The sequence below is a fragment of the Streptomyces sp. NPDC096132 genome, from assembly GCF_044763345.1.
In the GTDB taxonomy this organism is placed as follows: Bacteria; Actinomycetota; Actinomycetes; order Streptomycetales; family Streptomycetaceae; genus Streptomyces.
Genome location: NZ_JBIWGA010000009.1, coordinates 181,631 through 205,058 on the forward strand (window position 1 = coordinate 181,631; position 23,428 = coordinate 205,058).

23 protein-coding genes and 7 tRNA genes are annotated in these 23,428 nt (G+C 71.5%); 10 read left to right on the plus strand and 20 right to left on the minus strand.

Annotation, left to right across the window (positions count from 1 at the left end):
• Positions 1-65: 65 nt before the first annotated feature.
• Positions 66-1,292, minus strand: coding sequence for a hypothetical protein (locus tag ACIRF9_RS22740; protein WP_403825041.1), 1,227 nt, complete (start codon positions 1,290-1,292; stop codon positions 66-68).
• A complete protein-coding gene (locus tag ACIRF9_RS22745) occupies positions 1,289-1,855 on the minus strand; it encodes a DUF4365 domain-containing protein (protein WP_403825044.1) in 567 nt (188 codons plus the stop codon). Before ACIRF9_RS22745 ends, ACIRF9_RS22740 begins: the two co-directional genes overlap by 4 nt.
• A gap of 214 nt (positions 1,856-2,069) precedes the next feature.
• On the opposite strand from ACIRF9_RS22745, the gene ACIRF9_RS22750 reads away from it, so the two are divergent.
• Positions 2,070-2,795, plus strand: a complete 726-nt coding sequence (locus ACIRF9_RS22750; protein WP_403825047.1) for a 3'-5' exonuclease — start codon at positions 2,070-2,072, stop codon at positions 2,793-2,795.
• Positions 2,796-3,384: 589 nt separating this feature from the next.
• Here the strand turns inward: ACIRF9_RS22750 and ACIRF9_RS22755 are convergent.
• Positions 3,385-3,456: transfer RNA gene (locus ACIRF9_RS22755), tRNA-Val, on the minus strand.
• 39 nt (positions 3,457-3,495) lie between these two features.
• The gene (locus ACIRF9_RS22760) at positions 3,496-3,942 is read right to left on the minus strand and encodes an SRPBCC family protein (RefSeq protein WP_403825050.1); all 447 of its coding nucleotides are present in this window, start codon (positions 3,940-3,942) and stop codon (positions 3,496-3,498) included.
• A gap of 101 nt (positions 3,943-4,043) precedes the next feature.
• On the opposite strand from ACIRF9_RS22760, the gene ACIRF9_RS22765 reads away from it, so the two are divergent.
• The gene (locus ACIRF9_RS22765) at positions 4,044-6,353 is read left to right on the plus strand and encodes an SCO7613 C-terminal domain-containing membrane protein (protein WP_403825053.1); all 2,310 of its coding nucleotides are present in this window, start codon (positions 4,044-4,046) and stop codon (positions 6,351-6,353) included.
• A gap of 7 nt (positions 6,354-6,360) precedes the next feature.
• Here ACIRF9_RS22765 and ACIRF9_RS22770 read toward each other — a convergent pair whose 3' ends face one another.
• The 7 genes from ACIRF9_RS22770 to ACIRF9_RS22800 all read right to left on the minus strand — a co-directional run bounded on the left by ACIRF9_RS22770 (position 6,361) and on the right by ACIRF9_RS22800 (position 14,153).
• On the minus strand, positions 6,361-9,099 hold the full coding sequence (locus ACIRF9_RS22770) for a Tat pathway signal sequence domain protein (RefSeq protein ID WP_403825056.1): 2,739 nt from the start codon (positions 9,097-9,099) through the stop codon (positions 6,361-6,363).
• 106 nt (positions 9,100-9,205) lie between these two features.
• A complete protein-coding gene (locus ACIRF9_RS22775; protein WP_403825059.1) occupies positions 9,206-9,796 on the minus strand; it encodes a hypothetical protein in 591 nt (196 codons plus the stop codon).
• A gap of 9 nt (positions 9,797-9,805) precedes the next feature.
• Positions 9,806-10,681, minus strand: coding sequence for a carbohydrate ABC transporter permease (locus ACIRF9_RS22780; RefSeq protein WP_403825062.1), 876 nt, complete (start codon positions 10,679-10,681; stop codon positions 9,806-9,808).
• Complete coding sequence (locus ACIRF9_RS22785) at positions 10,678-11,634, minus strand: carbohydrate ABC transporter permease (RefSeq protein WP_403825065.1); 957 nt, start codon at positions 11,632-11,634, stop codon at positions 10,678-10,680. Before ACIRF9_RS22785 ends, ACIRF9_RS22780 begins: the two co-directional genes overlap by 4 nt.
• Before the next feature lie 14 nt (positions 11,635-11,648).
• A complete protein-coding gene (locus ACIRF9_RS22790) occupies positions 11,649-12,935 on the minus strand; it encodes an ABC transporter substrate-binding protein (protein WP_403825068.1) in 1,287 nt (428 codons plus the stop codon).
• A gap of 576 nt (positions 12,936-13,511) precedes the next feature.
• Positions 13,512-13,583: transfer RNA gene (locus tag ACIRF9_RS22795), tRNA-Val, on the minus strand.
• A gap of 111 nt (positions 13,584-13,694) precedes the next feature.
• Positions 13,695-14,153: a TIGR02611 family protein gene (locus tag ACIRF9_RS22800; protein WP_403825070.1), complete on the minus strand. Its 459-nt coding sequence runs from the start codon at positions 14,151-14,153 to the stop codon at positions 13,695-13,697.
• 191 nt (positions 14,154-14,344) lie between these two features.
• Between ACIRF9_RS22800 and ACIRF9_RS22805 the strand changes: the two genes are divergently transcribed.
• Together ACIRF9_RS22805 and ACIRF9_RS22810 are read left to right on the plus strand one after the other, a co-directional pair.
• Positions 14,345-14,758 (plus strand): SsgA family sporulation/cell division regulator, encoded by a 414-nt coding sequence (locus tag ACIRF9_RS22805; protein WP_004002642.1) that lies wholly within the window; start codon positions 14,345-14,347, stop codon positions 14,756-14,758.
• 254 nt (positions 14,759-15,012) lie between these two features.
• Positions 15,013-15,573 (plus strand): CGNR zinc finger domain-containing protein, encoded by a 561-nt coding sequence (locus ACIRF9_RS22810; protein ID WP_403825073.1) that lies wholly within the window; start codon positions 15,013-15,015, stop codon positions 15,571-15,573.
• A gap of 84 nt (positions 15,574-15,657) precedes the next feature.
• On the opposite strand, the gene ACIRF9_RS22815 is transcribed toward ACIRF9_RS22810, so the two are convergent.
• Both ACIRF9_RS22815 and ACIRF9_RS22820 read right to left on the minus strand, forming a co-directional pair.
• The gene (locus ACIRF9_RS22815) at positions 15,658-15,810 is read right to left on the minus strand and encodes a hypothetical protein (RefSeq protein ID WP_166663568.1); all 153 of its coding nucleotides are present in this window, start codon (positions 15,808-15,810) and stop codon (positions 15,658-15,660) included.
• Between the two features lie 181 nt (positions 15,811-15,991).
• Positions 15,992-16,438: a hypothetical protein gene (locus ACIRF9_RS22820; RefSeq protein ID WP_403825076.1), complete on the minus strand. Its 447-nt coding sequence runs from the start codon at positions 16,436-16,438 to the stop codon at positions 15,992-15,994.
• Positions 16,439-16,810: 372 nt separating this feature from the next.
• Between ACIRF9_RS22820 and ACIRF9_RS22825 the strand changes: the two genes are divergently transcribed.
• Positions 16,811-17,359: a DsbA family protein gene (locus tag ACIRF9_RS22825; RefSeq protein WP_403825079.1), complete on the plus strand. Its 549-nt coding sequence runs from the start codon at positions 16,811-16,813 to the stop codon at positions 17,357-17,359.
• A gap of 10 nt (positions 17,360-17,369) precedes the next feature.
• On the opposite strand, the gene ACIRF9_RS22830 is transcribed toward ACIRF9_RS22825, so the two are convergent.
• From ACIRF9_RS22830 to ACIRF9_RS22840, 3 genes are all read right to left on the minus strand, one after another.
• Positions 17,370-18,194, minus strand: coding sequence for a GNAT family N-acetyltransferase (locus tag ACIRF9_RS22830; RefSeq protein ID WP_403825082.1), 825 nt, complete (start codon positions 18,192-18,194; stop codon positions 17,370-17,372).
• Between the two features lie 73 nt (positions 18,195-18,267).
• The gene (locus tag ACIRF9_RS22835; protein WP_403825085.1) at positions 18,268-19,089 is read right to left on the minus strand and encodes an aminotransferase class IV; all 822 of its coding nucleotides are present in this window, start codon (positions 19,087-19,089) and stop codon (positions 18,268-18,270) included.
• Complete coding sequence (locus ACIRF9_RS22840) at positions 19,086-20,138, minus strand: chorismate-binding protein (protein ID WP_403825088.1); 1,053 nt, start codon at positions 20,136-20,138, stop codon at positions 19,086-19,088. The genes ACIRF9_RS22835 and ACIRF9_RS22840 overlap by 4 nt, the downstream gene beginning before the upstream one ends.
• Before the next feature lie 222 nt (positions 20,139-20,360).
• On the opposite strand from ACIRF9_RS22840, the gene ACIRF9_RS22845 reads away from it, so the two are divergent.
• From ACIRF9_RS22845 to ACIRF9_RS22865, 5 genes are all read left to right on the plus strand, one after another.
• Positions 20,361-20,433: transfer RNA gene (locus ACIRF9_RS22845), tRNA-Gly, on the plus strand.
• 37 nt (positions 20,434-20,470) lie between these two features.
• Positions 20,471-20,544, plus strand: a tRNA-Cys gene (locus ACIRF9_RS22850).
• A 1-nt stretch (position 20,545) separates the two neighbouring features.
• Positions 20,546-20,617 (plus strand) — tRNA-Val (locus ACIRF9_RS22855).
• A 36-nt stretch (positions 20,618-20,653) separates the two neighbouring features.
• A tRNA-Val gene (locus ACIRF9_RS22860) sits at positions 20,654-20,725 on the plus strand.
• Between the two features lie 34 nt (positions 20,726-20,759).
• Positions 20,760-20,831: transfer RNA gene (locus tag ACIRF9_RS22865), tRNA-Val, on the plus strand.
• Positions 20,832-20,891: 60 nt separating this feature from the next.
• On the opposite strand, the gene ACIRF9_RS22870 is transcribed toward ACIRF9_RS22865, so the two are convergent.
• The 4 genes from ACIRF9_RS22870 to ACIRF9_RS22885 all read right to left on the minus strand — a co-directional run bounded on the left by ACIRF9_RS22870 (position 20,892) and on the right by ACIRF9_RS22885 (position 23,364).
• The gene (locus ACIRF9_RS22870; protein ID WP_403825091.1) at positions 20,892-21,191 is read right to left on the minus strand and encodes a zf-TFIIB domain-containing protein; all 300 of its coding nucleotides are present in this window, start codon (positions 21,189-21,191) and stop codon (positions 20,892-20,894) included.
• 81 nt (positions 21,192-21,272) lie between these two features.
• The gene (locus ACIRF9_RS22875) at positions 21,273-22,226 is read right to left on the minus strand and encodes a phosphotransferase family protein (protein ID WP_403825094.1); all 954 of its coding nucleotides are present in this window, start codon (positions 22,224-22,226) and stop codon (positions 21,273-21,275) included.
• A 485-nt stretch (positions 22,227-22,711) separates the two neighbouring features.
• On the minus strand, positions 22,712-22,891 hold the full coding sequence (locus ACIRF9_RS22880; protein ID WP_403825097.1) for a hypothetical protein: 180 nt from the start codon (positions 22,889-22,891) through the stop codon (positions 22,712-22,714).
• A 197-nt stretch (positions 22,892-23,088) separates the two neighbouring features.
• A complete protein-coding gene (locus ACIRF9_RS22885) occupies positions 23,089-23,364 on the minus strand; it encodes a hypothetical protein (protein WP_403825100.1) in 276 nt (91 codons plus the stop codon).
• Positions 23,365-23,428: the final 64 nt, after the last annotated feature.

A 23,428-nucleotide genomic window follows, 5' to 3' on the forward strand; every position in this document is an offset into this window, starting at 1 on the left:
ATCGTACCGACCCGCACCCGCCGACCGCGAAATCAGTCCCCGTCCCCGCCTCCCCCACCGCGGTCTCAGTCCCCGTCGTACTCCCCGCCGCAGGCCTCCTCGAAGAAGTCGAGATGTTCCTGCAGGGACTTCATCAGCCGGTCCCGCTCGGCGTCGTCCACCTGCACCGGTACGACCCCGCAGGCGCCGGTGAGCCTGCGGAAGCCGCCCCGGCTCTCCAGCCGCCCCTGCACCCGCACCGGGAGTCCGACCAGATGGGCCTGCCCGGCGATGCGGTAGTCCTCCTCGTCGAGCGTGACCCGGACGTTCGGTATCTCGGCGCCGGCGAGCACCCGCAGCCGTACGCTGCCCTCGCCGCGCGGCCCCGACCTGCGCAGCCGGACCACGGTGCCGGTGATCCGCACGGACACGGCGGGCTCCTCGCGCAGGTACCGGGCACCGGCCTCGCGCAGCACGGGCAGGTCGCCCGGGGAGAACTCGACGGGCTCGACGGTGGCGGCGCAGTCCTCGGGCACCCCGGCGGCCGGGGCCCACTCCACCGCGATGCGGGCGCCCTCGGTACCCCGGACCAGGGAGATCAGCGCGTCGGTGAGCTCACGGCTGGCGCCGGCCTCCACAGCCCCGTCGAAGGCGTCCATGCCGCCGGTGGCCCGTTGGTAGTCGATGGCCTCACGGACCGCGTAGAGGGCCTGGTGGAGGCGGACGGCGAGGGGGCGGGCCCCGTCGGCCGGCACGAAGGCGGTCAGCCGGCGGCCACCGGCCCCGGACCCGACCAGCACCTGGTCGAGCAGGGCGGCGGCGGCCCGCCGGTGCCGGGCGCCGTAATAGCCGGCCCTTGCGCGGGTGGCGAGCGCGCCGGCGAGGAGCATCTGGCGGGCGGCGCCGCGCAGCTGTTCCTCGACCGTCCAGGGCGCGGCTCCGGCGGGTCCCTCGGGGGTGTCCCGCCACCAGCGGATCTCGTCGCTCGGGACGGCGAGCCCGACCAGCACCTCGCGTGCGGAGGGCGTGCCGCTGCGGGCCAGGGCCTGCAGCGCCTCGCCGAGCAGGTCGTCGCTGTCGGGGAAGGCCCGGCTCTCGGGCACCAGCAGGCTCGTGCCGGCGCCGCCGGGCCCGGGTGGGGTCCAGCGGCCGTAGCGTCCGACGGCGCCGCCGCGCCGCTGCCAGCCGTGCCGGCGCAGCAGGGCGCCGAGGACGACCGGGTCGACCTCGCCGGGTTCTGGGGCCCGGTCCCAGCAGGGCTCGGGATGCGGGCGTACCGCCCTGAGGGGCTCGTCGAGGGGGCGGTGGGTCATGGTCTGCCTCCCGTCCCGACCCGCGTCATGATCTCGCACAGCGCCCGGTCGTCGAAGATGCGTGAGGTCGGTATCCGTACGGTGGTCCGGGTCCGCCCGGTGATCGGGTGGCCGGCGAGATTGACCCAGTAGCAGCAGTGCCGCAGGTCGAGACGGTCGTGGCCGGCGCGCAGCCACTGGTCCTGCGACCGGGGGACGATCATCACGACCAGGATCTTGTGCACGGACACCGGGGTGCGGGCGAGCTTGCGCAGGTGGTCGTTGTCGAGCGTGAAGGAGAAGGACCGGCCCGGTGGGTTGGGCGGGACCTGGTAGGTGGCCTTGAGCTGCACCTTGATGGTGACCTCGTCGTCGACGGTGTGCCCGGGCGCGCTGTGACTGACGTGCCAGTCGATGCCGTTGTCCGGGAACGGCTGGGACAGCGAGCAGCCGGCCGCCGCCGCGACCGCGTGCAGATAGCCCACCTGCAGGGTCTCCATGCAGGCGGTGGTGGCGAGTGTGCCGCGATGGGGGCCCGTCTGTTCGGGCAGCAGCCCGCCCCGCTCGGGCTGCGCTATCGCCATGACCAACAGCCTTCCAAGACAAGTGAGATGCCCGAGAACCGGGCCGAGTGGAACCGAAGAAAACGCCGAGTGAATCCCGCTTCGGGCCGCTGAACTGCAAAGACCCGTACTCCTGTTGTGTCCTTCCGGCGTACGGCGCAAACAGCCCGGGTATCACCAAACAGGCAGAAGACGGTGCGTCAGCTGCCGTGGGTGAACGAGGGGTTGTGTTGGTATGACGTACTGGTACGAGGGCCCGCTGGCCGCTTTCGACACGGAGACGACGGGCGTCGACGTGGAGGCCGACCGGATAGTGTCGGCCGCCCTCGTCGTCCAGGACGCTCCGGGGGTACGGCCGCGGGTGAGCCGTTGGCTGGTGAACCCGGGCGTGCCGGTGCCCGCCGAGGCGACGGCGGTGCACGGGCTGACGGAGGACCATCTGCAGCGCAACGGCCGCTGGCCGGCGCCGGTGATGTTCGAGATAGCCGAGCTGCTGGCCGAACAGGCGGCTGCGGGGCGGCCGTTGGTGGTGATGAACGCGCCGTTCGACCTGACGCTGCTGGACCGCGAGCTGCGTCGGCACCGGGCCTCGTCGCTGGGGCACTGGCTGGAGCCGGCACCGCTGCGGGTGCTGGACCCCCGGGTCCTGGACAAGCACCTGGACCGCTACCGCAAGGGCCGCCGCACGCTCACCGACCTGTGCGCGCACTACGGCGTGACACTGTCCGACGCGCACGACGCGGCGGCGGACGCGCTGGCCGCGCTGGAGGTCGTCCGCGCACTGGCCCGCCGCTTCACGACCCGCCTGGAGCGCCTCTCCCCCGCCGACCTCCACGCCCTGCAGACGGCCTGGCACGCGGCCCAGGCCCGGGGTCTCCAGGCGTGGTTCGCCCGCAGCGGCTCCCCGGAGACGGTGGACACCTCGTGGCCACTACGCCCGGAACTGCCGGCGGCGGCATAGGAACCCGCACCACCCGCCAGTCGCCCCCGGCCGGGGCCGCGGACAGTTGCAGCCGGAGACCGCAGGGCGCATGTGGCCGGAAGCTACGCCACAGTCACGGTCAGGGGCCCAGGACACACGTGGCCGGAGGCCGCAGGGCCCGTGACCGGAAGCCGCAGCGCTCGTGGCCGGAGGCCGCAGGGCCCCTGGTCGGAAACCGCAGCGCCCCTGGCCGGAGACCACGGCACAGCCGTGGCTGAGCCGGTCGAGGGTGACGTCGAGGCTGCCGGGCTCCGTCCCGTCGACCGTGCAGGCGTCCCGGGAGCCGTCGGTGCCGTGCGCACAGCGGCTGCCGGTGAGGGCGTACGGGGCGACGCCGTGGATCTGCACGTCCGAGCGGTCGACCCGCCAGCCGGTGCCGACCGCGTCCCAGTGACCCGCTCGTCGTTCCCGGTCACCCGGAAGAGAGCGATCAACGCGCCGAGACCGCGCCTCCTGCCTCGCCGGACGAGCGACTCAACGACCCCTGCCCCTGCCCTTTGCCGTGCCCGAGGATTCCCCCTCGAACAAAAAAAACCGGTCCGCGTGATGCGGACCGGTTCTTTCCCGGTGGGCGATACTGGGTTCGAACCAGTGACCTCTTCGGTGTGAACGAAGCGCTCTCCCACTGAGCTAATCGCCCGGGAACGCACTGAACAATACAGGTCCCCGCACGCTTCCTTCAAACCGCTTGCAGGTACGCGGCCAGCCCGCGCCGCCCGGCCCGCATCATCAGGCGGTGATTGGCGCGGAACAGCGGGCGCCCGGGTACGGCGAACCGCCTGAGCAGCGGCTTGTTCACGTCGACCACCTGCTCGTAGCGCGCGAGGGTGCCGGGACCGTCGGCGGTGACCGTCCAGCGGGCCCAGCCCTCGATGTCCCCGGACAGGGCGATCTGCAGGACCCCTGCCACCGGATCGCGCCGCACCTCGCGCGCGGTGAACGTGATGTCGTACGGCAGCAGGGACCGGATCCGGACGACTCCGCTGACGTCGTCGAGGCGGTTCACCTCGCGCACCTGCCGCCACCAGCGCGGATAGTCCTCGGCCCGCTCCAGGGCGGCGTACACGGCGGCGGGCGGCGCGGGCAGGGACCAGAGGCTGAGGAAGCGGTAACGGTTCCAGTCCATGTGCAGAGTGTGCCCGGGCCGGGGGCCTGCGCACGGCATTTGAGTACGTCCTGAGTATCCGCACTCATGGCGTACGACGTGACGCGGACCACACTCCAGGCATGACGCACTTTCCGCCCCCGGCCGAGGAGTTGCGGCTCCTCGACGCCGAGCTGCGCCAACTGGACGCCCGCAGGTCCCAGTTGCTGGCCCGCCGCGCCTGGCTGGTCACCACGCTCCAGCCGGTACGGCCCCTGCCCGGGGCGCCGCCGGCGGCGCCCCGGCCGGAGACCTCCGCACCGAGTGTGCAGAACGTCCTGCTGCTGCTCGGCGGCATCCTGCTCACCGTGGCGGCGATGGTGTTCACGCTGGTCAGCTGGGGTCACCTGGGTGTGACGGGCCGTTCCCTGGTGCTGGGCGCGGTCACGCTGGCCGTGCTCGGCGCGCCCGTGGCGCTGCTGCGGCGCGGGCTGCGTTCGACCGCCGAGTCGGTCGCCGGGCTCGGCCTGGCGCTGACCGTGCTCGACGCGTACGCGCTGCACGAGGCCGCGTTCGCTTCGGCGGACGGCGTGACGTACACGGCGGCCGCGTCGACGGCGCTGGCGGCGCTCTGGGCCGCGTACGGCACCGCGCTGCCGGCTCTGCGCCTCCCCCGCCCCGCCGCCCTGCTGGTCGCCCAACTCCCGCTCCCCCTCTGGGCGGTCGCCGCCGGCGGCGGGCTGTACGCGGTGACGACCGGGGTGCTGCTGACGGCGGCCTTCGACACGGTGGTCGCGCTGCGGGTGTCCGTACGCCCGGTCCGGCTCGTCGCCGTGGTGTGCGCGTTCGGGACGGGCGGCTGGGGCGCCCTGACGTCCGGGCTGCTCTCCCTGGACGCAACCGGTCCGGGCGCCGCCGCCCGTGCGGCCGCGCTGTTCTCCCTCGCGGCGGCGGTCGCCCTGGGGGCCGCGTGGTTCACCCCACGGCCGGGTCTCGCGACGGGGACGGCGGTGGCGGGCGGCCTGTGCGTCGTTGCCGGTGCCGGTGGTGTCCTGCGGGTGTCGCTGCCCGCCGACTGGATCGTACCGGCCTGTCTGGCCTGCGGGATCGCGTTGTTGGCCGTCGTGCGGGGCCCGGAGCCGGTCCGTCGGGGGCTGGTCTCGGCCTCCGCCGCCGTGCAGGCGTGCGCGGTGCTGTGGACGGTGCCCGCCGTGGGCGTCACGCTGCTGGGACCGACGGCCTGGGCGGGCCGCGCCTGGTCGGGGGCGCCCGCGGATGCCCGTACGGCGGCGACGCTGGACGCGTTCTGGCCGCCGCACGCGGTCACCGCGCCCCTGGTCCTCGCGACGGTGGCCGCGGTCCTGGCGGTCCGCTTCGGCAAGTGGCGCCCGCATGCGCTGCCCCTGGCCTGGGCTGCGGTCGTCGTCCTGCCCGCCGCGCTGGAACTGCCGTACACCGTCGGCCTGCTGGTGCACGGCCTCGCGGTGCTGGCGCTGCTGGGGTTCGCCGCGCGGACGGCCACGGCGCTCGCCCTGGGGACCTCCCTCAGCCTCGCCTTCCTGTCCCTGGCCGCCGAGCCGGCGACCCTGACCGTCCTCGCGGCGCTGACCGCCGTGTGCGTGGTGGCCGCCCGGCGCGGTCGGCTGGCTCCGGTGTGCGCGGCCGCGGCCGTCGGGTACGCCACGGCTCTGGCGTGTGCCGTGGGTGCCTCCGCCGGCTGGCGGCCGGAGCACATCGCGCTGCTGGTGCTGGTGGTCCCGGCGGCCGCCGCCCTGGTCGCCCCGCGCGTCGGCGACTCCACGACCACGCTCGCGGTGGAGTCGGCGGGCGCCGTCGCGGGCCTCGCCGCCGTCGGACTGGCCGTTCTCGACCTGCCGGTGCTCGCCCTGGTGCTGTCCCTGTGCGGGGTGATCGCCGCGGGTACGGCGGTACGACCGGACCGCCGCCGCGTCGGCATCGCGGCGGCCGTCCTCTTCGTGCTGGCCGCCTGGGTGCGGCTGGCGGCCTGGCGCGTGGGTCTGCCCGAGGCGTACACCCTGCCGGTCACCGTCCCGGCGCTGCTCGTCGGAGCCCTGCGCCGGCGCCGTGACCCGGGGGCCTCGTCCTGGACGGCGTACGGCCCCGGGCTCGCCGCGACGCTGCTGCCGAGCCTCGCCGCGGCCTGGGGCGATCCGGAGTGGACCCGCCCCCTGCTGCTGGGTGCGGCCGCGCTGCTGCTGACGCTGCTGGGTGCCCGCCACCGGCTCCGGGCGCCCCTGGTGCTGGGCGGCTCGGTACTGGTCCTGGACGCGCTGCACGAACTCGCCCCGTATCTCGTCCAGGTGGCCGACGCGCTTCCCCGCTGGGTGCCTCCCGCGCTCGCCGGGCTGCTGCTGCTCGCACTCGGGGCGACGTACGAGCAGCGGCTGCGGGACGTCCGGAAGGTGCGGGAGGTCCTGGGGAGGATGAACTGAGCGCCCGTTACGGCATCTTGTCGCCGAGGAGGGCCAGGTTCTCGATGGCGGCGAGGCCGTAGAGAGCGGTGTCGTTGGTGGACACCCAGGCGGCCTCGCTGCCCTCGACCAGGGCTGCGGGGCCGCTCAGCTTCTCCGTCTTCCACGGCGAGGACTCGGTGTAGCCGTCGGAGCTGTAGAACTTCGTCCACGCCCGCTTGGCGAGCACCTCGTCGCCGGTCTGTACGGCGGCGTAGGCGTCGAGGCGGGAGTGGCCCTGGAACAGCAGCAGGGTGCCGAAGTTGGAGCCGTAGCGTGCCGCCTGCTCGGCCTTGGTGGCGTTGAAGTAGCGGCAGTAGTCGAAGTAGGCCTTGTTGAAGGCCGGCATGTCGACGAGGTGGATGAGTTCGGCGCAGAGTTCGTTGAGGCCGAAGACGGCGGAGAGGTGGGAGACGCCGACGACCGGGGTGGCGGCGACGGCGAACCGGCCCGTGTCGAGGTCGTACAGGCCGCTGCCCTGTACGAAGCCGTTGGGCTGGGCGGCGATCGTCTCCATCGTCGACAGGACGCGCGCCTTGGCCTTCTCCCACTTGGGGCCCTTGCGCTCCCACTCGGTCAGCCACGCCGACACCAGACCGCTCCAGTCGGTGCCGAAGCCGATCGACAGGGCGTGCCGGTCGGGGGTGTACGGCTCGGTGCGGATCTTGCGCAGCGGGTCCAGGGCGAGGAACGTCTCGTCGGAGTCGACGTTGGCGTGCATGAGGTCGCCGACGCGTTCGTCCGCCGTGAGGAAGTAGTAGTAGCGGCGGTAGGTGGTGTTGGCGATGCGCTGCTGCTTGGCGCTGTCGGCGTAGTGCTGGACGCCGTGCCGGGTGCCCAGGCCCGCCCACTGGCCGATGTGGTAGACGTCGACCTCGCCGGTGTGCCGGGTCATCGCCTCGGCGAAGCGGAAGATGTCCGCCCGGCCGGAGCGCAGGTAGGCGAACCAGAGCCAGAGGTCCGGCGACAGCTCGGAGTTGTCCCAGGCGTAGCCGCCGATGTCGTACCGCCACTGGTGCCGGACGGTGTCGTAGGTGTGCATGATGTCGCCGTAGTCCCAGAAGCCGTACCAACGGCGCTGCTCCACCTGGTCCTTGTAGTAGGTGAAGAGGAAGTCGAGGTGGTCCTCGATCTTCGCCTTGGCGGGGGTGGAGCGGTCCGGCTCGGAGTACAGGCCCGGGCCGAAGACCTTCGCCTTGATGAGCTGCTTGGGCGGGGCGGCGAGCTGCGGGAGCACCCGGACGGCCTCGACCTGTTCGGCGAGCTTCGCGGGTGCCGGCGTCGACTCGTTGGCCCAGAAGAGGAGTTCGGAGGTACGGGCGATCCCGTAGGGGGTGCCGAAGCCGGGCTCGTAGTCCTCGTAGGTGATGTTGAGGCCTTCGAGCTGCTCGGGGTAGGTGTCCTGGCCCATGCCGTCGTGGTAGAAGCGCAGGTCCATGGGCTGTGCCTCGGGCGACCAGAGCCAGAGGGTGACGGTCGCCGCGTCGGTGTGGGCGTCGCGGATGTCGAGCTGGGCGGGGTGCTTCTCCCAGAAGTCCCGCAGGCCGAAGGAGAATCCGCCGCTCACACCGCCGACGTACCCGAATCCGGAGGCCCGCTTGCCGCCGCCGGCGCCGATCCAGCCGTAGCCCTTCTTGGTGCGCTTGCGCAGGGTGAAGCCGTCGGCGGAGAGCTGGGAGAGGGTGTAGTCGCCCCACTCGGGGATGTACTGCAGCCTCGTCGTCACCCGCTGGTCCCAGGTGGACGGGTCGGGCAGCTTCTCGCCCGCGTACTGGGCGGCCTGGACCGCCGCGCCCGGGTCGCGGCGCAGTCCGGTGATGCCCTTGACGGCCTCGCGCAGCAGACCGGTGCCCTCGCCGCCGATGCGGATGTGGCGGTCGTAGGACTCGTCGCGCATCGGGACGGTGAAGCGGACGCCGATGCCGCGGACGAAATCGCCGCTTGCTTTGCCAGGCTCTTGATTCCCGTCGTAGGTGATCGTGTGGACCATGCGGAAGGAGTCGGCGCCCGCGTAGAAGTAGAGGCGGATGGAGAAGGGGAGCCAGCTGCGGCTGCCCTTGCGGTGCTTGCCGTCGATGCGGACGACCGCGCGGACCGGGCCCTCCTGCTCGACGGTGACCTCGCCGATGGCCCCCTCGAAGCGTTCGGTCCTGACCGTGCCCTGGTCCTCGTCCTCGATCTCGGGCTGACGGATCAGGACGAGGCGCCCGTTCTTGGCGATCTCGGTGGAGCCGCGTCTGACGGACTTGATGAGCGTGGTGCCGTCCTTGCCGATCCGCACCGTGATCACGCCGGTGGAGACGTCGACCGTGCCGCCGCTCTTGTCGACGGTGACCTTCTTGTCGGGAGCGGCCGGGGTGTCGCCGGCCGTGAGGGTGAGCTTGCCGGAGCCCGAACCGACCGCGTGCGCCGTCCACTTCAGCGAGCCGTCCGGCCAGTACGCGATCGGCCAGGACTGCACGGGCACGGCCTTGCCGTCGGCGTCCGTCAGCGCGAAGGTCTGGTCCTCCTGGTGGACGCCCATCGGCCAGGGCACACCGAGGGTGGAGCCGGGGGCGGCGCCGAGACCGCCGTCCTCCAGCCAGTCCAGGGCCACCGGATCCGCGTCCGCCGCCTCGGCTCCGGGCGCGGCCTCGGCGTCCTTCGCCCCCAGCGCCCAGGAGAACTGGGCGGCGGCGCCGGCGACGGCGGCCGCCTTGAGGAGGGACCTGCGGGGAATGGGGGACATGGCCTTTCCTTTCCGTGCGGGAAGTCTTTTCCGTGCATCTGGTCAGGGGCATGACAGAGAGAGGTGCGGCGCCCGGGGCGCCGACCTGGTGCGAGGGCACCGCGCCTCAGCGGTGCCGGTACCGCTCCTCGACGGCCACGGCCGCCGCCGCGACGGCCCCCAGCACGGGGACCGCGAGCGGCGGCACGAACCAGGCGGACAGGGCCACGACCGCCGGGCCGCAGACGACCAGGAAGGACCCGGCGGGATCGAGCACGGTCCGTCGCGCGGCACCCGCCAGCAGCGCCCGCCAGGTGTCACCCGGAGTCCACACGGCCGCCGCCCGCAACAGGGTCACGAGGAGCCCGATCAGCGCGAAGATGCCGACGGCCCCGACGAACCGCCCCCCGGGAATCCCGGCCCGCGCGGCCAGCACGTCCACCCAGACCGCGCCGGCCGCCGCCCACCCGGCGAGCCCCACGGCCCACCCGCCGCGCACGGCCGTACGGAAGTCCGCGACGAACTCCCGCAGGCCACCGGCCTCATGGGCCGTACGCCGCCGCAGATGCCGTGCGCCCGCGGCGAACGCGGCGGGGTAGGTGACGACCCCGAGACAGCCCACGGCGATCCACACGCCGGTGAGGAGACACTCGGCGAAGACCGCGAAGCGCTCGCCGAACACGGACTCCTTGCGGGGCTTCACGCGTGCTTGCGCCATGGGTGCGCCTCAGCCCTTCAGTCCGGAGGTCGCCATACCGTCGATGAGATAGCGCTGGAAGGCCATGAAGAAGGCGATGACCGGCACCAGCGCCACCAGCGACATCGCGATCATGCCGCCGTAGTTGGCGATGCCCTCCTGGTCGCGGAACATCATCAGGCCGAGCGAGACGGTGTACTTGTCCGGGGTGTTGAGGTAGATCAACGGTCCCATGAAGTCGTTCCACGCGTTGATGAAGGTGAAGATGGCGCTGGTGATGAGGGCGGGACGGCTCAGCGGCAGCACGATGGACCAGTAGGTCCTCAGGTGCCCGCAGCCGTCGAGCTTGGCGGCCTCGTCCAGCTCGCGCGGCAGCCCGCGCATGAACTGCACCATCAGGAAGACGAAGAACGCCTCCGTGGCCAGGAACTTGCCCGCGACGAGCGGCACCAGCGTGTCGACGAGCTCGAGCTTGCGGAACATCACGTACTGCGGGATGAGCAGCACGTGATACGGCAGCAGCAGCGTGCCGATCATCAGCGTGAACAGCAGGTTCCGCCCGGCGAACCCGATCTTGGCGAAGGCGTACGCGGTCAGCGAGCTGGACAGCACGACCCCCACCACGGCGAGGACCGCGTACATCAGCGAGTTCACGAAGAAGGTGCTGATGGAGATGCCGGAGATGCCGTCGGCGAGCCCGGAGAAGTTCGCCCAGACCGGCTTGGTGGGCAGCAGGTCGAGGCTGGCGATGATGTCCTTGCTCGGCTTGAACGCGGCACCCACGACCCAGATCACGGGATACAGGACGACCGCGAGGACGACGAGCGCGCCCACGTGCCAGGCGATCGATCCGCCGCGCCGCCGCTCGTTCGTGGTGCGCACGACAGGGGTGGTGGCACTGGTCACTTGGCGGCCTCCTCGTAGTGCACCCACTTCTTCTGCGACCAGAACAGGACCGCCGTGACGAGCGCCACCGCGACCACCAGCGTCCAGGCCATCGCGGAGGCGAAGCCCATCTGGGCCTCCTTGAAGCCCTTCTGGTAGAGGTAGCAGGTGTAGACGAGCGTGGCGTCGGCGGGCCCGCACCGGGTGTCGGAGACCACGTAGGCGGAGCCGAACACCTGGAACGCGTGGATCGACTCCAGCAGCACGTTGAAGAACAGCACCGGGGAGATCATCGGCAGCGTGATGTTCCAGAACCGGCGCAAGGGGCCGGCCCCGTCCACCTCGGCGGCCTCGTACAGCTCCCGCGGGACCTGCTTGAGGCCTGCCAGGAAGATGACCATCGGTGCGCCGAACTGCCAGATGCTCAGAGCCACCAGGGCGTAGATGACATAGTCCGGGTTGCCGATCCAGCCGCCCACGTCGAGACCGAATATCTTCTGCGTACGGTCCACGATCGCGTCGTCTGAGAACAGCGCCCGCCATACGAAGCCCACGGAGACGCTGGCTCCGATGAGTGACGGCATGTAGAACGCGGCCCGGTACAGACCCTGTCCACGCCGACTCTGCGCGAGCAGCAGGGCGACGCCCAACGCGAGCAGCAGCTTCAGCGGTGTGGCCACGACGACGTACTTCAGCGTGACCTCGACCGACTTCTGCCAGCGCGGGTCCTGGAACATCGTCGTGAAGTTGTCGAGCCCCACCCACTGGGGCGGCGTGAACAGGTTGTAGCTGGTGAACGCGTAGTACAGCGACGCGATCATCGGCCCCGCCGTGAGCAGCAGGAAGCCCGCGATCCACGGCGACATGAAGAGATAGCCGGCGAGATTCTCGCGGCGCCGCCCGCGCCGCCCGGCGGCGGGAGCGGAGGACCGCTTCCCGGCCGGGCGCGCGGGCGCTTCCTTGACGAGCGTCATGGTGGTACGTCCCCTCAGCCCGCGAACGCGGCCTTGGCCTCGCTGAACAGCGCCTTCGCGGCATCGGCCGGCTTGCTCTTGCCCTGGGCGACCTCACCGCCGATGCGCAGGAACGCAGCCTCGATGACGTCGGTTCCGGAGGGATGCGGCGTGATCTTCCCGAGGACTCCGGCCTTGGCGACCTCCTCCTCGTACGCCGCGACACCCTTGTTGTTGGCATCGGTGGGGGTGAACGCGTCGTACTGCTCGGTCGTGGCGAGAAGACCGCGGTCGTAGCCCATGATCTTGCCGACCTCGGGGTCATGGACCATGAAGTCGATGAACTGAGCGGCCTCCTTGGGGTGCTTGGTCCCGGAGAAGGCGCTGAGCATCAGCGAACCGAGGTACTGGCCGGTGTCCTTGCCGTCCGTGGTGGGGATCGGCGCGAGCCCGTAGTCCGACTCGCCCTCGCCCTCGTAGCGGATGGAGAAGTTGTCCCAGGTGAACTCGGACGCGGCGAGCCCCGCCGACAGGCCCGACTTGGGCTTGACCTGTTCGATCTTCTTCGGGTCGGCGACGAGCCCGGACTTCACTCGCTTGTAGCCGTCCTCCCACCACTGCGTCAGATCGTCCTCGGTGAAGCCGAGATCGGAGTCGGTGAAGAACGCCTTGCCGTTCTGCCGCAGGTACAGGTCGTAGAGGTACATGATGCTGAAGTAGCCGGTGTCACCGGCGATCTTCAGCTTGTCCTGGATCGTCTGCAGCGCGTCGAAGTACTCGTCCCAGGTCCAGCCGAACTTCGCCTCCACGCCCGCCTTCTTGAAGGCCTTGAGGTCGATGACGAGCGCCATGGTGTTGGCGCCGACCGGTATGCCGATCTGCTTGCCGTCGACCTGACCGTTCGCCAGAACGCCGTTGCGGAAGTTCTCCAGGCTCAGATTCCCCGCGTCCGCCTGGGTCTTGAGATCCATCAGAACACCGCGCTTGTCGTACTTGCGCAAGAAACCGACGGCATTCTGGAAAACGTCCGGCGGATTTCCACCGGAGGCCTGGGTCTGGAACTTCTCCCAGAACGCCTCGTAGTCGGTGAATTCGGGCTTGATCTTGATCTTCGGGTACTTCTTCTCGAAGAGCGCGATCGTCTTCTTGATGGCGAGGGTCCGCGGCTCTCCACCCCACCACGCATAACGGAGCGTCACCGCCCCGTCCGCGGAACCACTGTCCCCACCGCACCCGGTCGTCGCGGCCAGCCCGAGCGTGGCCGCCGCCGCCCCGGCCGCCTTCAGGATCGTTCGCCTCTCAACATTCCTGCTGGTTCCCACAGTCGGGCCCTCCCCGCGGCATCGTCGCCGCTGCATGAATCGTTTCAAGAAAGCGCTTGCTGGCACAAGGTACGAGGGGGTTGAGGGAGCGTCAATGATTCGGACAGGAATTTCTTGTGAGACGACTCGGGGGCGGAAGGAGCGCGCGGGGGCGGCCTGGCGGGGCGAATGAGGCGAAGCCCCAGGTGAGGGGCGCGCGTTCGACTCTTCGAACTGCCGGTCGAGGTGCGGATCGCGAGGCGGAGCGACTGAAATCCGCCTGCGGGGACGGGGGTTGTCGGGCGGGTGGGAGGAATCGTGATGCGCGGGGAGGGAGTTGACGGTGCGGCGGATCGGCAGGGTGGGGTGGCGATTCCGGCGCGGTGGGCGAGGTGACGCGGGGCCGTATTCGGCGGCGCGGGAGGGCGGCACGGTGACTGCGTACCGTCACACAGGGCGGGACGAGGATCACGACGGGCCTGCCGCGAGGGCGGCGGCGTGGCGCCCGTGAGACACCCGCGAGGGCCTGGGGACAGCTGGGGGACACAAACGACGGTGGCCCGTCCGCACTGTCGCGGACGGGCCACCGTTCCGGGGTGGGCGATACTGGGTTCGAACCAGTGACCTCTTCGGTGTGAACGAAGCGCTCTCCCACTGAGCTAATCGCCCCGGCGCAGGAAGAACATTACCCCATGTCAGGGGGTGCCTGTGACCACGATCGGCCGGTGCCCGCGCCCCCGCCGGAGATCAGCCGGAGGTCTGCCGGCAGTCCGCCGGAGATCACTGGTCCTTGATGTTCCAGGGCATCTCGAAGCCGAACTTCCACAGGTAGACACCCATGAGAACGCCGATGACCACCAGACCGATCGAGGTCAGGATGATGTTGCGGCGACGCACCTTGGGGTCGAGGGCGCGCGCGGCGGCCTCGGTGACCTTGCGCTTGGTCCAGCGCAGCACCAACTGGGCCCAGACGAACTCGGTCGCCCAGATCGCCATGCCGCCGAAGATCACCACCCAGCCGGGTCCGGGCAGCGGCAGCATGATGATGCCGGCGACCACCACGGCCAGGCCGATGACGAAGACGCCGACCTGCCAGCTCAGGTGCAGCGCCCGGCGCGCCTTGACGAACTCGGGGGCCCTGGAGCCGAGCCCCTGCTCCTGCGGCTCCTCCGCCCCGCCGGCCTTCGTCCCGTCCGCTGCCACGGCTACCTCGCCAGGCTCGTTACTCCCCGTATTCATACAGCCAGACCCTACCCGAGAGATTCCAGTCACCGGAATGGTGGTACTTCGCGAACAGGCTCTCGGCCGGAAGAGTTACGTAAAGACACGCAAAACACTCAGAGGGGTTTACAACGGCACCGTAGGTGGCATGTCGATTTCGCCGACGTGCGAATCCCCGAGCGCACACTGAGCGAAAGGCCCTGGCGCTTATGAACACCACGGTCAGCTGCGAGCTGCACCTGCGCCTCGTTGTGTCGAGCGAGTCCTCCCTGCCTGTCCCCGCAGGCCTGCGGTACGACACGGCCGACCCCTACGCCGTGCACGCCACCTTCCACACCGGAGCCGAGGAGACCGTCGAGTGGGTGTTCGCCCGCGACCTCCTCGCCGAAGGCCTGCACCGGCCGACGGGAACCGGCGACGTCCGCGTCTGGCCGTCGCGCAGTCACGGTCAGGGAGTCGTCTGCATCGCCCTGAGCTCTCCCGAGGGCGAGGCCCTGCTCGAGGCCCCGGCGCGGGCCCTGGAGTCCTTCCTGAAGCGGACGGACGCGGCCGTGCCTCCCGGCACGGAACACCGGCATTTCGATCTCGACCAGGAGCTCTCGCACATCCTGGCGGAAAGCTAGGGCGAGGCTCACACCGAGCTGCCCGGCGCCGTCCACTCGGGGAGACGGCTCGGGCCAGGACAATCGCACAGGGAACGCGCCGACGCCGCCCCACGGCCTGCCGTGGGGCGGCGTCGGCGTGCCTACGGGGCTCCTCCACCCGCGCCCGCGGGGGCCCCCGGGCCGGGAGCCCCGTGGCTTCCGGGCCCGGGGCGGCTACCATCGGCCAGCATCGGCGGGCGCCCGCCCGACCCCCCCAGGCCAGGGAGCGAAACGTGCTGATCACCCACGACACCCGGTGTGCGCTTGATGCCGTGGTGGATCTGGTGAACACCGCACCGGAGGACGAGACCACTCCGGACGCGCTGCCGGATGTCGCCGCCCTCGCGGAGTTCGTGCACAGGCACAACATCAGTGACGTCGGAGTGCTCTCCGAGTTCGACCTGTCCGCGGTGCGCAAGATCCGCGGGCGGTTCGCCGGGATCTTCGCGGCCCGGGACGCCCGGACCGCCGCCGGGCTGATCAACGAGCTGGTCGCCGCCGCGGGCACCACGCCCCGGCTCACGGATCACGACGGCTACGACTGGCATGTGCACTACTTCGCGCCCGGCGCCTCGGTCGCGGACCATCTGGCGGCCGACTGCGGCATGGCGCTGGCCTTCTTCGTGGTGGCCGGGGAGCAGGAGCGGCTGCGGCGCTGCGAGGCCCCCGACTGCCGGCGCGCCTTTGTGGACCTCTCCCGCAACCGCTCCCGCCGCTACTGCGACAGCCGCACCTGCGGCAACCGCCTCCATGTGGCCGCGTACCGCGCGCGGCGCAAGGAAGCGGCGGGCTGAGGACGGCGGGCACCCCGTGGGTGCCCGGGGTTTCCCGATGCCGACGCGGCCCCGGCGGGTGGCGCCGGGGACCGCGGGTACGGCTCAGAGCAGCAGCAGATCATGCAGCGACGCAATGAGCAGCAGACACCCGATCACCGCAAGGAAGATCATCAGCGGTGGCTGGGAGAGGGCGAAGAGGCAGCCGCGCGGCTCGTCCTGAGGCGGCGCGGTGTCGCCTTGTTTCGTGTCCAGCATCTCGGGGCGATGATGACGCAGGCCTGGCGTCCCGCGCGATCACCGCGCCCGGATTGAGCGGGTGTTCGCCGTATTCCGTGACGTCGGTTTCAGGCCGTGATCGTTTCCGCGCGCCGACGGGTCGTCTGTGTCGTTTCAACCGCGCGGCCGGCCTGGGTGCGGTGCCGGAGGCGCGGCGGCTTCATATGCCGTGCTTCTTCAGGATGGCCTCGATGTCGCTGAAGTCGTCCGCGTCGCCCTTCGCGCGGGGGGCGGATGCCGAACGGGGTGGTGCCTGGCTCAGGGAAGGGGCCGAGGCGGCGGGGGCCACGGCGTCGGTGCGGGCGGAGCGGGCTGCCGCCTTGCGCTCCTTGCGGGTGCCGCGGGTGTCGCCCCGGCGGCGCTCCACGGCACGTGTCGTCGCGAACAGGGCCCAGGCGAGGCCGAGCACGCCGAAGCCGGCCCAGGCGGTCGGGCTGAAGGCGGTGTCGGCGAGCCACTCCACGACGCCGGTCATCACGAGCCCGAGAGGCACGAGCGAGTAGGCGGCGATGCGGGCGGCTTTGAGGAAGCGCTTGCGGTAGGCCGTGACCGCCGCGATGCCCAGGCCGGCCGCGGCGACGGCGGAACAGACGGTCTCGGCAATCATCCGGTCCTCCAGACAGGGCGCTCTCGGGCAGGGACACACTGACTCCGCGCCTCGGCAGGCGGGCGCTTCGTCCCTTCCATCGTGCACCTCCCGACCACTCCCGGGCCATGCTCCGAGCGGACATCAGGGACATCTCCGGGTCGGCTCCTCCAGAGGTCCCGGTCGGTGCGGGCGACGAGTCCTACGGGAGGCGCAGACGGTCAGGGCCGGGACGGCGGTCTCACGCAGGTGCAGCGGACCCGGCCGGGACGGCGGTCTCACGCAGGTGCAGCGGACCCGGCCGGGACGGCGGTCTCACGCACGTGCAGCGGACCCGGCCGAGGACAGCGGTCCGGATTGGGGTGGTCGGGCGGGGGCTGGGAGACTGGTGTCATGAGTGACTCCTCCCCGGCCTCCGCCCCCGCCTCCACCCCGGTGTCCGCCTCTCCCGCCGTCGTCCTGGACGTCTGGTGCGAGCTGCAGTGCCCGGACTGCCGCAGCGCCCTCGACGACCTGCGCGCGCTGCGCGAGCGCTACGGCGACCGGCTGGAGCTGCGGCTGCGGCACTTCCCGCTGGAGAAGCACAAGCACGCCTTCGCCGCCGCGCAGGCCGCCGAGGAGGCCCTGGAGCAGGGCAAGGGCTGGCCGTACGTCGAGGCCGTGCTGGGCCGGGTCGAGGAGCTGAGCCGTGAGGGAGAACCCTTCCTGGTCGAGATCGCCGGTGAACTCGGTCTTGACGCGGAGGAGTTCGACACGGCGCTGATCGACGGCCGGCACATCCTGATCGTGGACGCCGACCAGGCCGAGGGCAAGGCGATCGGCGTCACCGGCACCCCGACGTACGTCATCGGCGGCGAGCGTCTCGACGGCGGCAAGAGCCAGGAGGGACTGCGGGAGCGCATCGAGGAGATCGCGGACCGGCTGCTGGCCGGGGCCAAGTGAGCCGGGAGCCTCAGAGCAGGTTCTTGTACATCGAGTAGCCCTCGGTCACGTACCCCAGCGACTCGTAGAGCCGTTCCGCGGGGGTGTTGCCCGCGAAGACGTTGAGGCCGAGCACCCGTCGGCCGGCGGCCAGTGTCTGGGCCTCGGCCAGCAGCATCAGGGAGCGGCCGTGGCCCCGGCCGCGATGCTCCTCGTAGGTCTCGACGTTGAAGACGAACGCCTTGTCGTCGGTGAAGGCGAGCCAGAGGTCGCCGACCGGGGTGCCCTCGTGCTCCAGGACGCTGATCCGGGCGTTCTCCGTGGCCAGGCCCTGGGGCAGCGACCGCGCGTAGTCCTGCAGGGACTTGGCCCGTGCCAGGTCCTCGGGCACGTCCCGGTCGATCCAGTCCTGCGCGTACTCCGTGATGCCGCGCTCCTGCCACGGGCCGTACTCGGCCTCCGTCATGGGCCGGGCGCCGCTGCCCTCGGGCAGCGCGGGCGTCACGGCGCCGAGCTGCTTCTCCATGCCGCGGTTGCGGTGGACGTAGCCGAGCGCCGTGGCGAGCCGCAGTGCGGCCGCGGCGCCGGCCGGCACCCTGATCTCGACCTGTCGGCACCCCCAGCCCCGGGCCACTTCCTCGGCGGCGAGCGCGGCCACCGCGCCCCGGCCCCGGCCGCGGTCCGGCTCCTCGATGTGCAGGTCCTCGATCTTGGCGACGGTGGGCCCGAAGCGGGGATCGGTCGACACCCGGACCGCTCCGACGGGGCGGCTGTTCACGCACACCTGGTAGTGGCGGGACAGGGCCCCGTCGTCGGCACGCTGAAGCGGCTCGGTCGGCCGCAGAGTGGTGGTCATCAGGGGGTTTCTACCCGCCGTACGGGCCGAAGTCAGCTCGTTTTCCGCAGCGACCCCGGCCCGCCGGACACCCCTAGGGGTCGAGGTCGTCCCCGGCGCGTTCGTCGAAGACCCGCATCGCCTTGGCGGTCACCGGGCCCGGGGCGCCGGGCAGTTCGCGGGTGTCGACGCGGTGGACGGCCTGGACGTCGCGCAGGGTGGAGGTGAGGAAGACCTCGTCGGCGCTCTCCAGGACGTCGAGCGGGAGGTCGGTCTCCTTGGCGCCCGTCCACTCCACGGTCAGTTGGCGTGTGATGCCCGCGAGGCAGCCGGAGGCGAGCGGCGGGGTGTGGATCTCGCCGTCCAGGACGACGAAGACGTTCGACCCGGTGCCCTCGCAGAGCTGTCCGACGGTGTTCGGGAACAACGCCTCCGAGGCGCCGTCCTGGTGGGCGCGGGCCAGGGCGACGACGTTCTCGGCGTACGAGGTCGTCTTGAGGCCGGTCAGCGCGCCGCGCTCGTTGCGGGTCCAGGGGACCGTGATCACGGCGGTGGAGTCGGGGCGGCGGCTGGTCTCGCCGAGGGCGACGACCAGGGTGGGGCCGCGGTCGCCGCGGTCGGAGCCGAGGGGGCCGTGGCCGCCGGTGTAGGTGATGCGCAGCCGGCCGAGCGGCATCGGGTTCGCCTCGAGGACGGCGGCGCAGGCGCGGCGGACCTCGTCGTGGTCGGGGTCCGGCAGGCCCAGGCCGCGTGCGGAGCGGGTCAGCCGGTCGAGGTGGCGGGTGAGCGCGAACGTCTTCCCGTCCGTCGCCTTCACCGTCTCGAAGATGCCGTCGCCCACGGTCAGGCCGTGGTCGAAGACGGAGACGCGGGCGGACTCGGTGTCCTGCAGCCCGCCGTCGAGCCAGATCTTCACGTCAGGGTCCCTTCACTCACCTCGTACGTCCCCGACGCTACCGCGAGCAGTCGCGCCGCCTTCAGCTCGGTCTCCCGCCACTCCGCCTCGGGGTCGGAGCCCCAGGTGATGCCGGCGCCGGTGCCGAAGCGCAGCAGGGCCGTGCCGTCGGAGCCTCGGTCGATCCAGAAGGTGCGGATGCCTACGGCCAGCTCGCCCGTGCGCCGGTCGGCGTCCACCCAGCCGATGCCGCCGCAGTACGGGCCGCGGGGTGCCGTCTCCAGCGCGTCGATGATCCGCAGGGCGCTGGACTTGGGGGCGCCGGTGACCGAGCCGGGCGGGAAGGCGGCGTCGAGCAGCTCGGGCCAGCCCGCGTCCTGGCGGAGTTCACCGCGGACCGTCGACACGAGGTGGACCAGTCCCGGGTGCTTCTCGACCGCGCACAGGTCGGGGACGGTCACGCTGCCGGTGGCGCAGACCCGCCCGATGTCGTTGCGGACCAGGTCCACGATCATCACGTTCTCGGCGTAGTCCTTGTCGAGGAGGTCCGCCTCGGTGCGGCCGGTTCCCTTGATCGGGCCGGACTCGACGGTCCGTCCGTCGCGGCGGAGGAAGAGCTCGGGGGACGCGGTGGCGATCTCGACGCCGTGCCCGGGCAGGCGGATCGTTCCTGCATAGGGTGCCGGGTTGCCGCGGGCCAGCAGGGCGGTCAGGGCGTCGACGTCGGCACCGGGCTCGACGGGCGCGGTCAGGACGCGGCAGAGGTTCGCCTGGTACACCTCGCCTGCCGCGATGTGCTCCCGTATCCGGCGCACCCCCGCCGTGTACCCGGCGCGGTCGAGCGAGGACGTCCAGTCACCGGCGGCGGGCCCCCGCCACTCCCCCGGCACCGGCTCGGGCACCGGCTCGTCCCGTACGTCGGCGAAGCGGGCGCAGACCAGGCGGCCCTCGAAGTCCGCGCACACGGCCCAGAAACCGGCGGAGTCGAGGGCGGTCGGGTCGCTGGTGACGTCGAGGAGACCGGTGGCGACACGGCCGCCGAAGCGGGCGAGAGGAGGCAGGTCGAGCACGGTGTCGAGTCTAGGGCGGCTGTCGCAGGGCTGGCCGGGGACGTCCCCGGCGGGGGCCCTGAGCAGGTCCGCAGTACGACACCGAGCCGACCGGGACGCGTCCGCCGCAGGTCCGGGCGGGGCCGCAGGGGCGCACGCTGCACAAACGCGTTTTTGTACTGGCCCAGGAATCCGCTAGAGTTCAACACGTCGCCGGGACGCGAGAGCGGACCGAAACGACAGGCGGACGTAGCTCAGTTGGTAGAGCGCAACCTTGCCAAGGTTGAGGTCGCGAGTTCGAGCCTCGTCGTCCGCTCGAAGGAAGAGGGGTCATCCCGATCCCCTACACTCCTGGTGGAGTGGCCGAGAGGCGAGGCAACGGCCTGCAAAGCCGTCTACACGGGTTCAAATCCCGTCTCCACCTCCAAGGACGATTAGCTCAGCGGGAGAGCGCTTCCCTGACACGGAAGAGGTCACTGGTTCAATCCCAGTATCGTCCACTGGATCTTCCAGCACGTACGGCAAGATCCGCACCCGCGCGATTAGCTCAGCGGGAGAGCGCTTCCCTGACACGGAAGAGGTCACTGGTTCAATCCCAGTATCGCGCACGCAGTGTTCGTGGTCCTCGGATCACGGTCCCGAGGACGATTAGCTCAGCGGGAGAGCGCTTCCCTGACACGGAAGAGGTCACTGGTTCAATCCCAGTATCGTCCACACATCCCAGAAGCCCCCGACCGTCTCGTACGGCCGGGGGCTTCTGCGTGGCGGGGGCGGTCAGCTGGAGAACAGCATGTGGCCGAAGCTCTTGTGGCGGTGGTGGCCGCCGTGACCGCCGTAGTGGCCGCCGCCGTGACCGCCGTGCGGGGCGCCCCAGGCCGGGGCGGCGGGAGCGGCCGGGTAGGCCTGCGGAGCGGGCGGGGGCGGGGCCGGCTGGGACCACTGGGACTCCAGGCGGGTCAGCGCCTCCAGCTCGCCGTAGTCGAGGAAGATCCCCCGGCAGTTGGTGCACTGTTCGATCTGGACGCCGTTGCGGTTGTACGTGTGCATCTGGCCGTGACACTTCGGGCACTGCATGATTCGGCTCAACTCCTCGCCGGTCGGTCCTGTTTCGCGTACCGCCAGGACAGACTCTGTCCGGCTGCGGTCGGTTGCACCCTACTTCGCGGAGCTTGACGCCAACTGCGGAGGGAGGGAACCCATGCGCACACAGGCGTCGACGAGGGACTGTTCGACTTCGTCCAGCGGCCGGTCCTGGTCGACCGCCTTGGTCACCGCGCGGGCCGCGGTCTGGACGGTGAGGGCGCGGGCGGGGACGTCGAGGGCGGGCCAGGGGTCGCCGTCCGCGGGAACGGCCGGGCCGGCGGCGGTGCGGTAGGCGTTCAGGAAGCGGGTCCACTCGTCGGGGTGGAGCAGGCCGCAGGCGTACCAGGCGGCGGGGCGGGCGAGGTCCCAGGCGGGGACGCCGACGCCGAGGTCGTCCACGTCGATCAGGCGCCAGGGGCCGTCGGGGGCGGGGTGGCGGACGAGTTGGCCGAGGTGGAGGTCGCCGTGGCAGAGGGTGGTGGTGTCGGGCATGGGGGCTGCGGCGCGGGCCCAGGCGGGGAGGGTGGTCCAGGCGCGCAGGACGGGGGAGGTGGCGGGGTGCGGGGCTGCTGCCCGGAGGCGTGCGACCGCCTGGGCGGCCTTGGCGGGGCCTCGCATCGGGGGCAGGTCGGGGGTGGGGGCGGGGGTGCGGTGGAGGCGGGCGAGGAGGGTGGCAGCCTCTTCCCAGGGGGCGGCGTCGGGGTCGTCGGGGTCCACGGGGGTGCCGTACGGCCAGAACGTGACGAGGCGGTCGTGGAGGAGTGCGGGGGTGGGGGTGAGGGGGGAGAGGAGGAGGTCGGGGAGGTGAGTGGCTGTGGCGAGGCGGGGGGTGAGGTCGGTGGGGGTGGTGGTCGGGGCGTGGGCCTTGGCGACGGTGTCCGCGTGGCGTACGACGGTGGCGTCGGGGCGGTCGGCGAGGGTGTGGGTGGGGCAGGGGCAGGGCGAGGGTTCGGGTGAGAGCCGGTGTGTGTGGGCCTTGGCCTTGGCTCGGGCCGTGAGGTCGGAGAGCAAGGGGGTGGCTGTCACGGGGCTCCCTGGGGTGGTGCGGGGTCTGGTCGTGAGGGTACGGGGGTGACCGCCGCGGTTGAATCGGGCGTCCGGTGTCGCTGCGGGCCGGGGCCTCGGGGTGTCTCGCCCCCGCCGCCCTTACCCGTTCCCATCCCCAGGGGCTCCGCCCCTTCGACCCCGCTGGGGGCTGCGCCCCCTGGACCCCGGCGGGGCTTCGCCCCTGCACCCCCTGGGGGCTGCGCCCCCAGACCCCCGCTTCGGCCCTGGACGGGCCTCGTCCTCAAACGCCGGACGGGCTGAAATACACCCTGGCCGGGGCTGGGAGGCAAGCCCCCTGAGGGTGGGGGTCGGGGCGGGGGTTGCCTGGGGACCGGGAAAAAGCAATGCCGGCGCAGCTCCCCAGCTGCGCCGGCATTTTTGCCGTCCGCCGCACCCCCGTCCCCACGGGGTTTCATGGGTGGATGTCCCCGCCCGGACCGCTCTTCCGGGCCTGGGGTCGCCGCTCAGCGCCCCAGCATCACGCCCACGGACGACGCTTGTGTGGCCACTGTCTCCCAGCCGTCGAAGACGAGGAGGAGCAGGGCCGCCAGGGGAAGGGCCATGAGTGTCGCCACCAGGGGGTGGCGGCGGCCCGTGCGGCGGGGTCGGGTGCGCAGGTGCGTCCGCGGTGCCGTGTGGGCCATGGTCCCTCTCCTGACCGTGTCGGTTGTCCTTGGCAGCGGCGGGTGTCTGACCTCGGGGGACGAGTGCTGCACCCGCCGCTTGACCTCAAATCTAGGGGCGCGGCGCTCTGCGCACGTCATGCCCTCGTACCGATTGCCGGGCCTCCCGGAGGATGAGCCATGACCTGCGGAGTACTCCCCTGGGTGGAGACGAGGTCCTAGGTCTCGGGGTCTTCCCGGACGGGGTGTCCGGTGCGGGACGGTTTTTCCGAGCCGTCCTCTCGGGGGACGGGGTGCTCGACCAGGGCGAGGACCCTGTTCGCCATGAAGCGGGCGGTGCGTACGACGGTGCCGCTGCGAGTGACTTCGCTCACTTCCACCACCCCTCGCCGGACCGCCGTCTCCACCCTGCGGCCGGCCCTGCCGGCCACCACCTCATAGGTCCGTGTCGTGTCACCGGCGTCCACGACTATCTCCACTCGGTCGCCCTTCACCGATTCAATCCCCCTTCTGTGACAGGTGGTTGAGGTCACAGCGTCGTCAAAGTGCGCCTGTTCT

Bases quoted from the DNA above. Each gene is read 5' to 3' on its own strand.
- ACIRF9_RS22815 (WP_166663568.1), bottom strand. From the start codon at position 15,810: ATGCTGGACACGAAACAAGGCGACACCGCGCCGCCTCAGGACGAGCCG.
- ACIRF9_RS22785 (WP_403825065.1), bottom strand. From the start codon at position 11,634: ATGACGCTCGTCAAGGAAGCGCCCGCGCGCCCGGCCGGGAAGCGGTCC.
- ACIRF9_RS22770 (WP_403825056.1), bottom strand. From the start codon at position 9,099: ATGTCCCCCATTCCCCGCAGGTCCCTCCTCAAGGCGGCCGCCGTCGCC.
- ACIRF9_RS22745 (WP_403825044.1), bottom strand. From the start codon at position 1,855: ATGGCGATAGCGCAGCCCGAGCGGGGCGGGCTGCTGCCCGAACAGACG.
- ACIRF9_RS22830 (WP_403825082.1), bottom strand. From the start codon at position 18,194: ATGACCACCACTCTGCGGCCGACCGAGCCGCTTCAGCGTGCCGACGAC.
- ACIRF9_RS22880 (WP_403825097.1), bottom strand. From the start codon at position 22,891: ATGGCCCACACGGCACCGCGGACGCACCTGCGCACCCGACCCCGCCGC.
- ACIRF9_RS22765 (WP_403825053.1), top strand. From the start codon at position 4,044: ATGACGCACTTTCCGCCCCCGGCCGAGGAGTTGCGGCTCCTCGACGCC.
- ACIRF9_RS22760 (WP_403825050.1), bottom strand. From the start codon at position 3,942: ATGGACTGGAACCGTTACCGCTTCCTCAGCCTCTGGTCCCTGCCCGCG.
- ACIRF9_RS22800 (WP_403825070.1), bottom strand. From the start codon at position 14,153: ATGAATACGGGGAGTAACGAGCCTGGCGAGGTAGCCGTGGCAGCGGAC.
- ACIRF9_RS22825 (WP_403825079.1), top strand. From the start codon at position 16,811: ATGAGTGACTCCTCCCCGGCCTCCGCCCCCGCCTCCACCCCGGTGTCC.
- ACIRF9_RS22870 (WP_403825091.1), bottom strand. From the start codon at position 21,191: ATGCAGTGCCCGAAGTGTCACGGCCAGATGCACACGTACAACCGCAAC.
- ACIRF9_RS22750 (WP_403825047.1), top strand. From the start codon at position 2,070: ATGACGTACTGGTACGAGGGCCCGCTGGCCGCTTTCGACACGGAGACG.
- ACIRF9_RS22820 (WP_403825076.1), bottom strand. From the start codon at position 16,438: ATGATTGCCGAGACCGTCTGTTCCGCCGTCGCCGCGGCCGGCCTGGGC.
- ACIRF9_RS22805 (WP_004002642.1), top strand. From the start codon at position 14,345: ATGAACACCACGGTCAGCTGCGAGCTGCACCTGCGCCTCGTTGTGTCG.
- ACIRF9_RS22775 (WP_403825059.1), bottom strand. From the start codon at position 9,796: ATGGCGCAAGCACGCGTGAAGCCCCGCAAGGAGTCCGTGTTCGGCGAG.
- ACIRF9_RS22740 (WP_403825041.1), bottom strand. From the start codon at position 1,292: ATGACCCACCGCCCCCTCGACGAGCCCCTCAGGGCGGTACGCCCGCAT.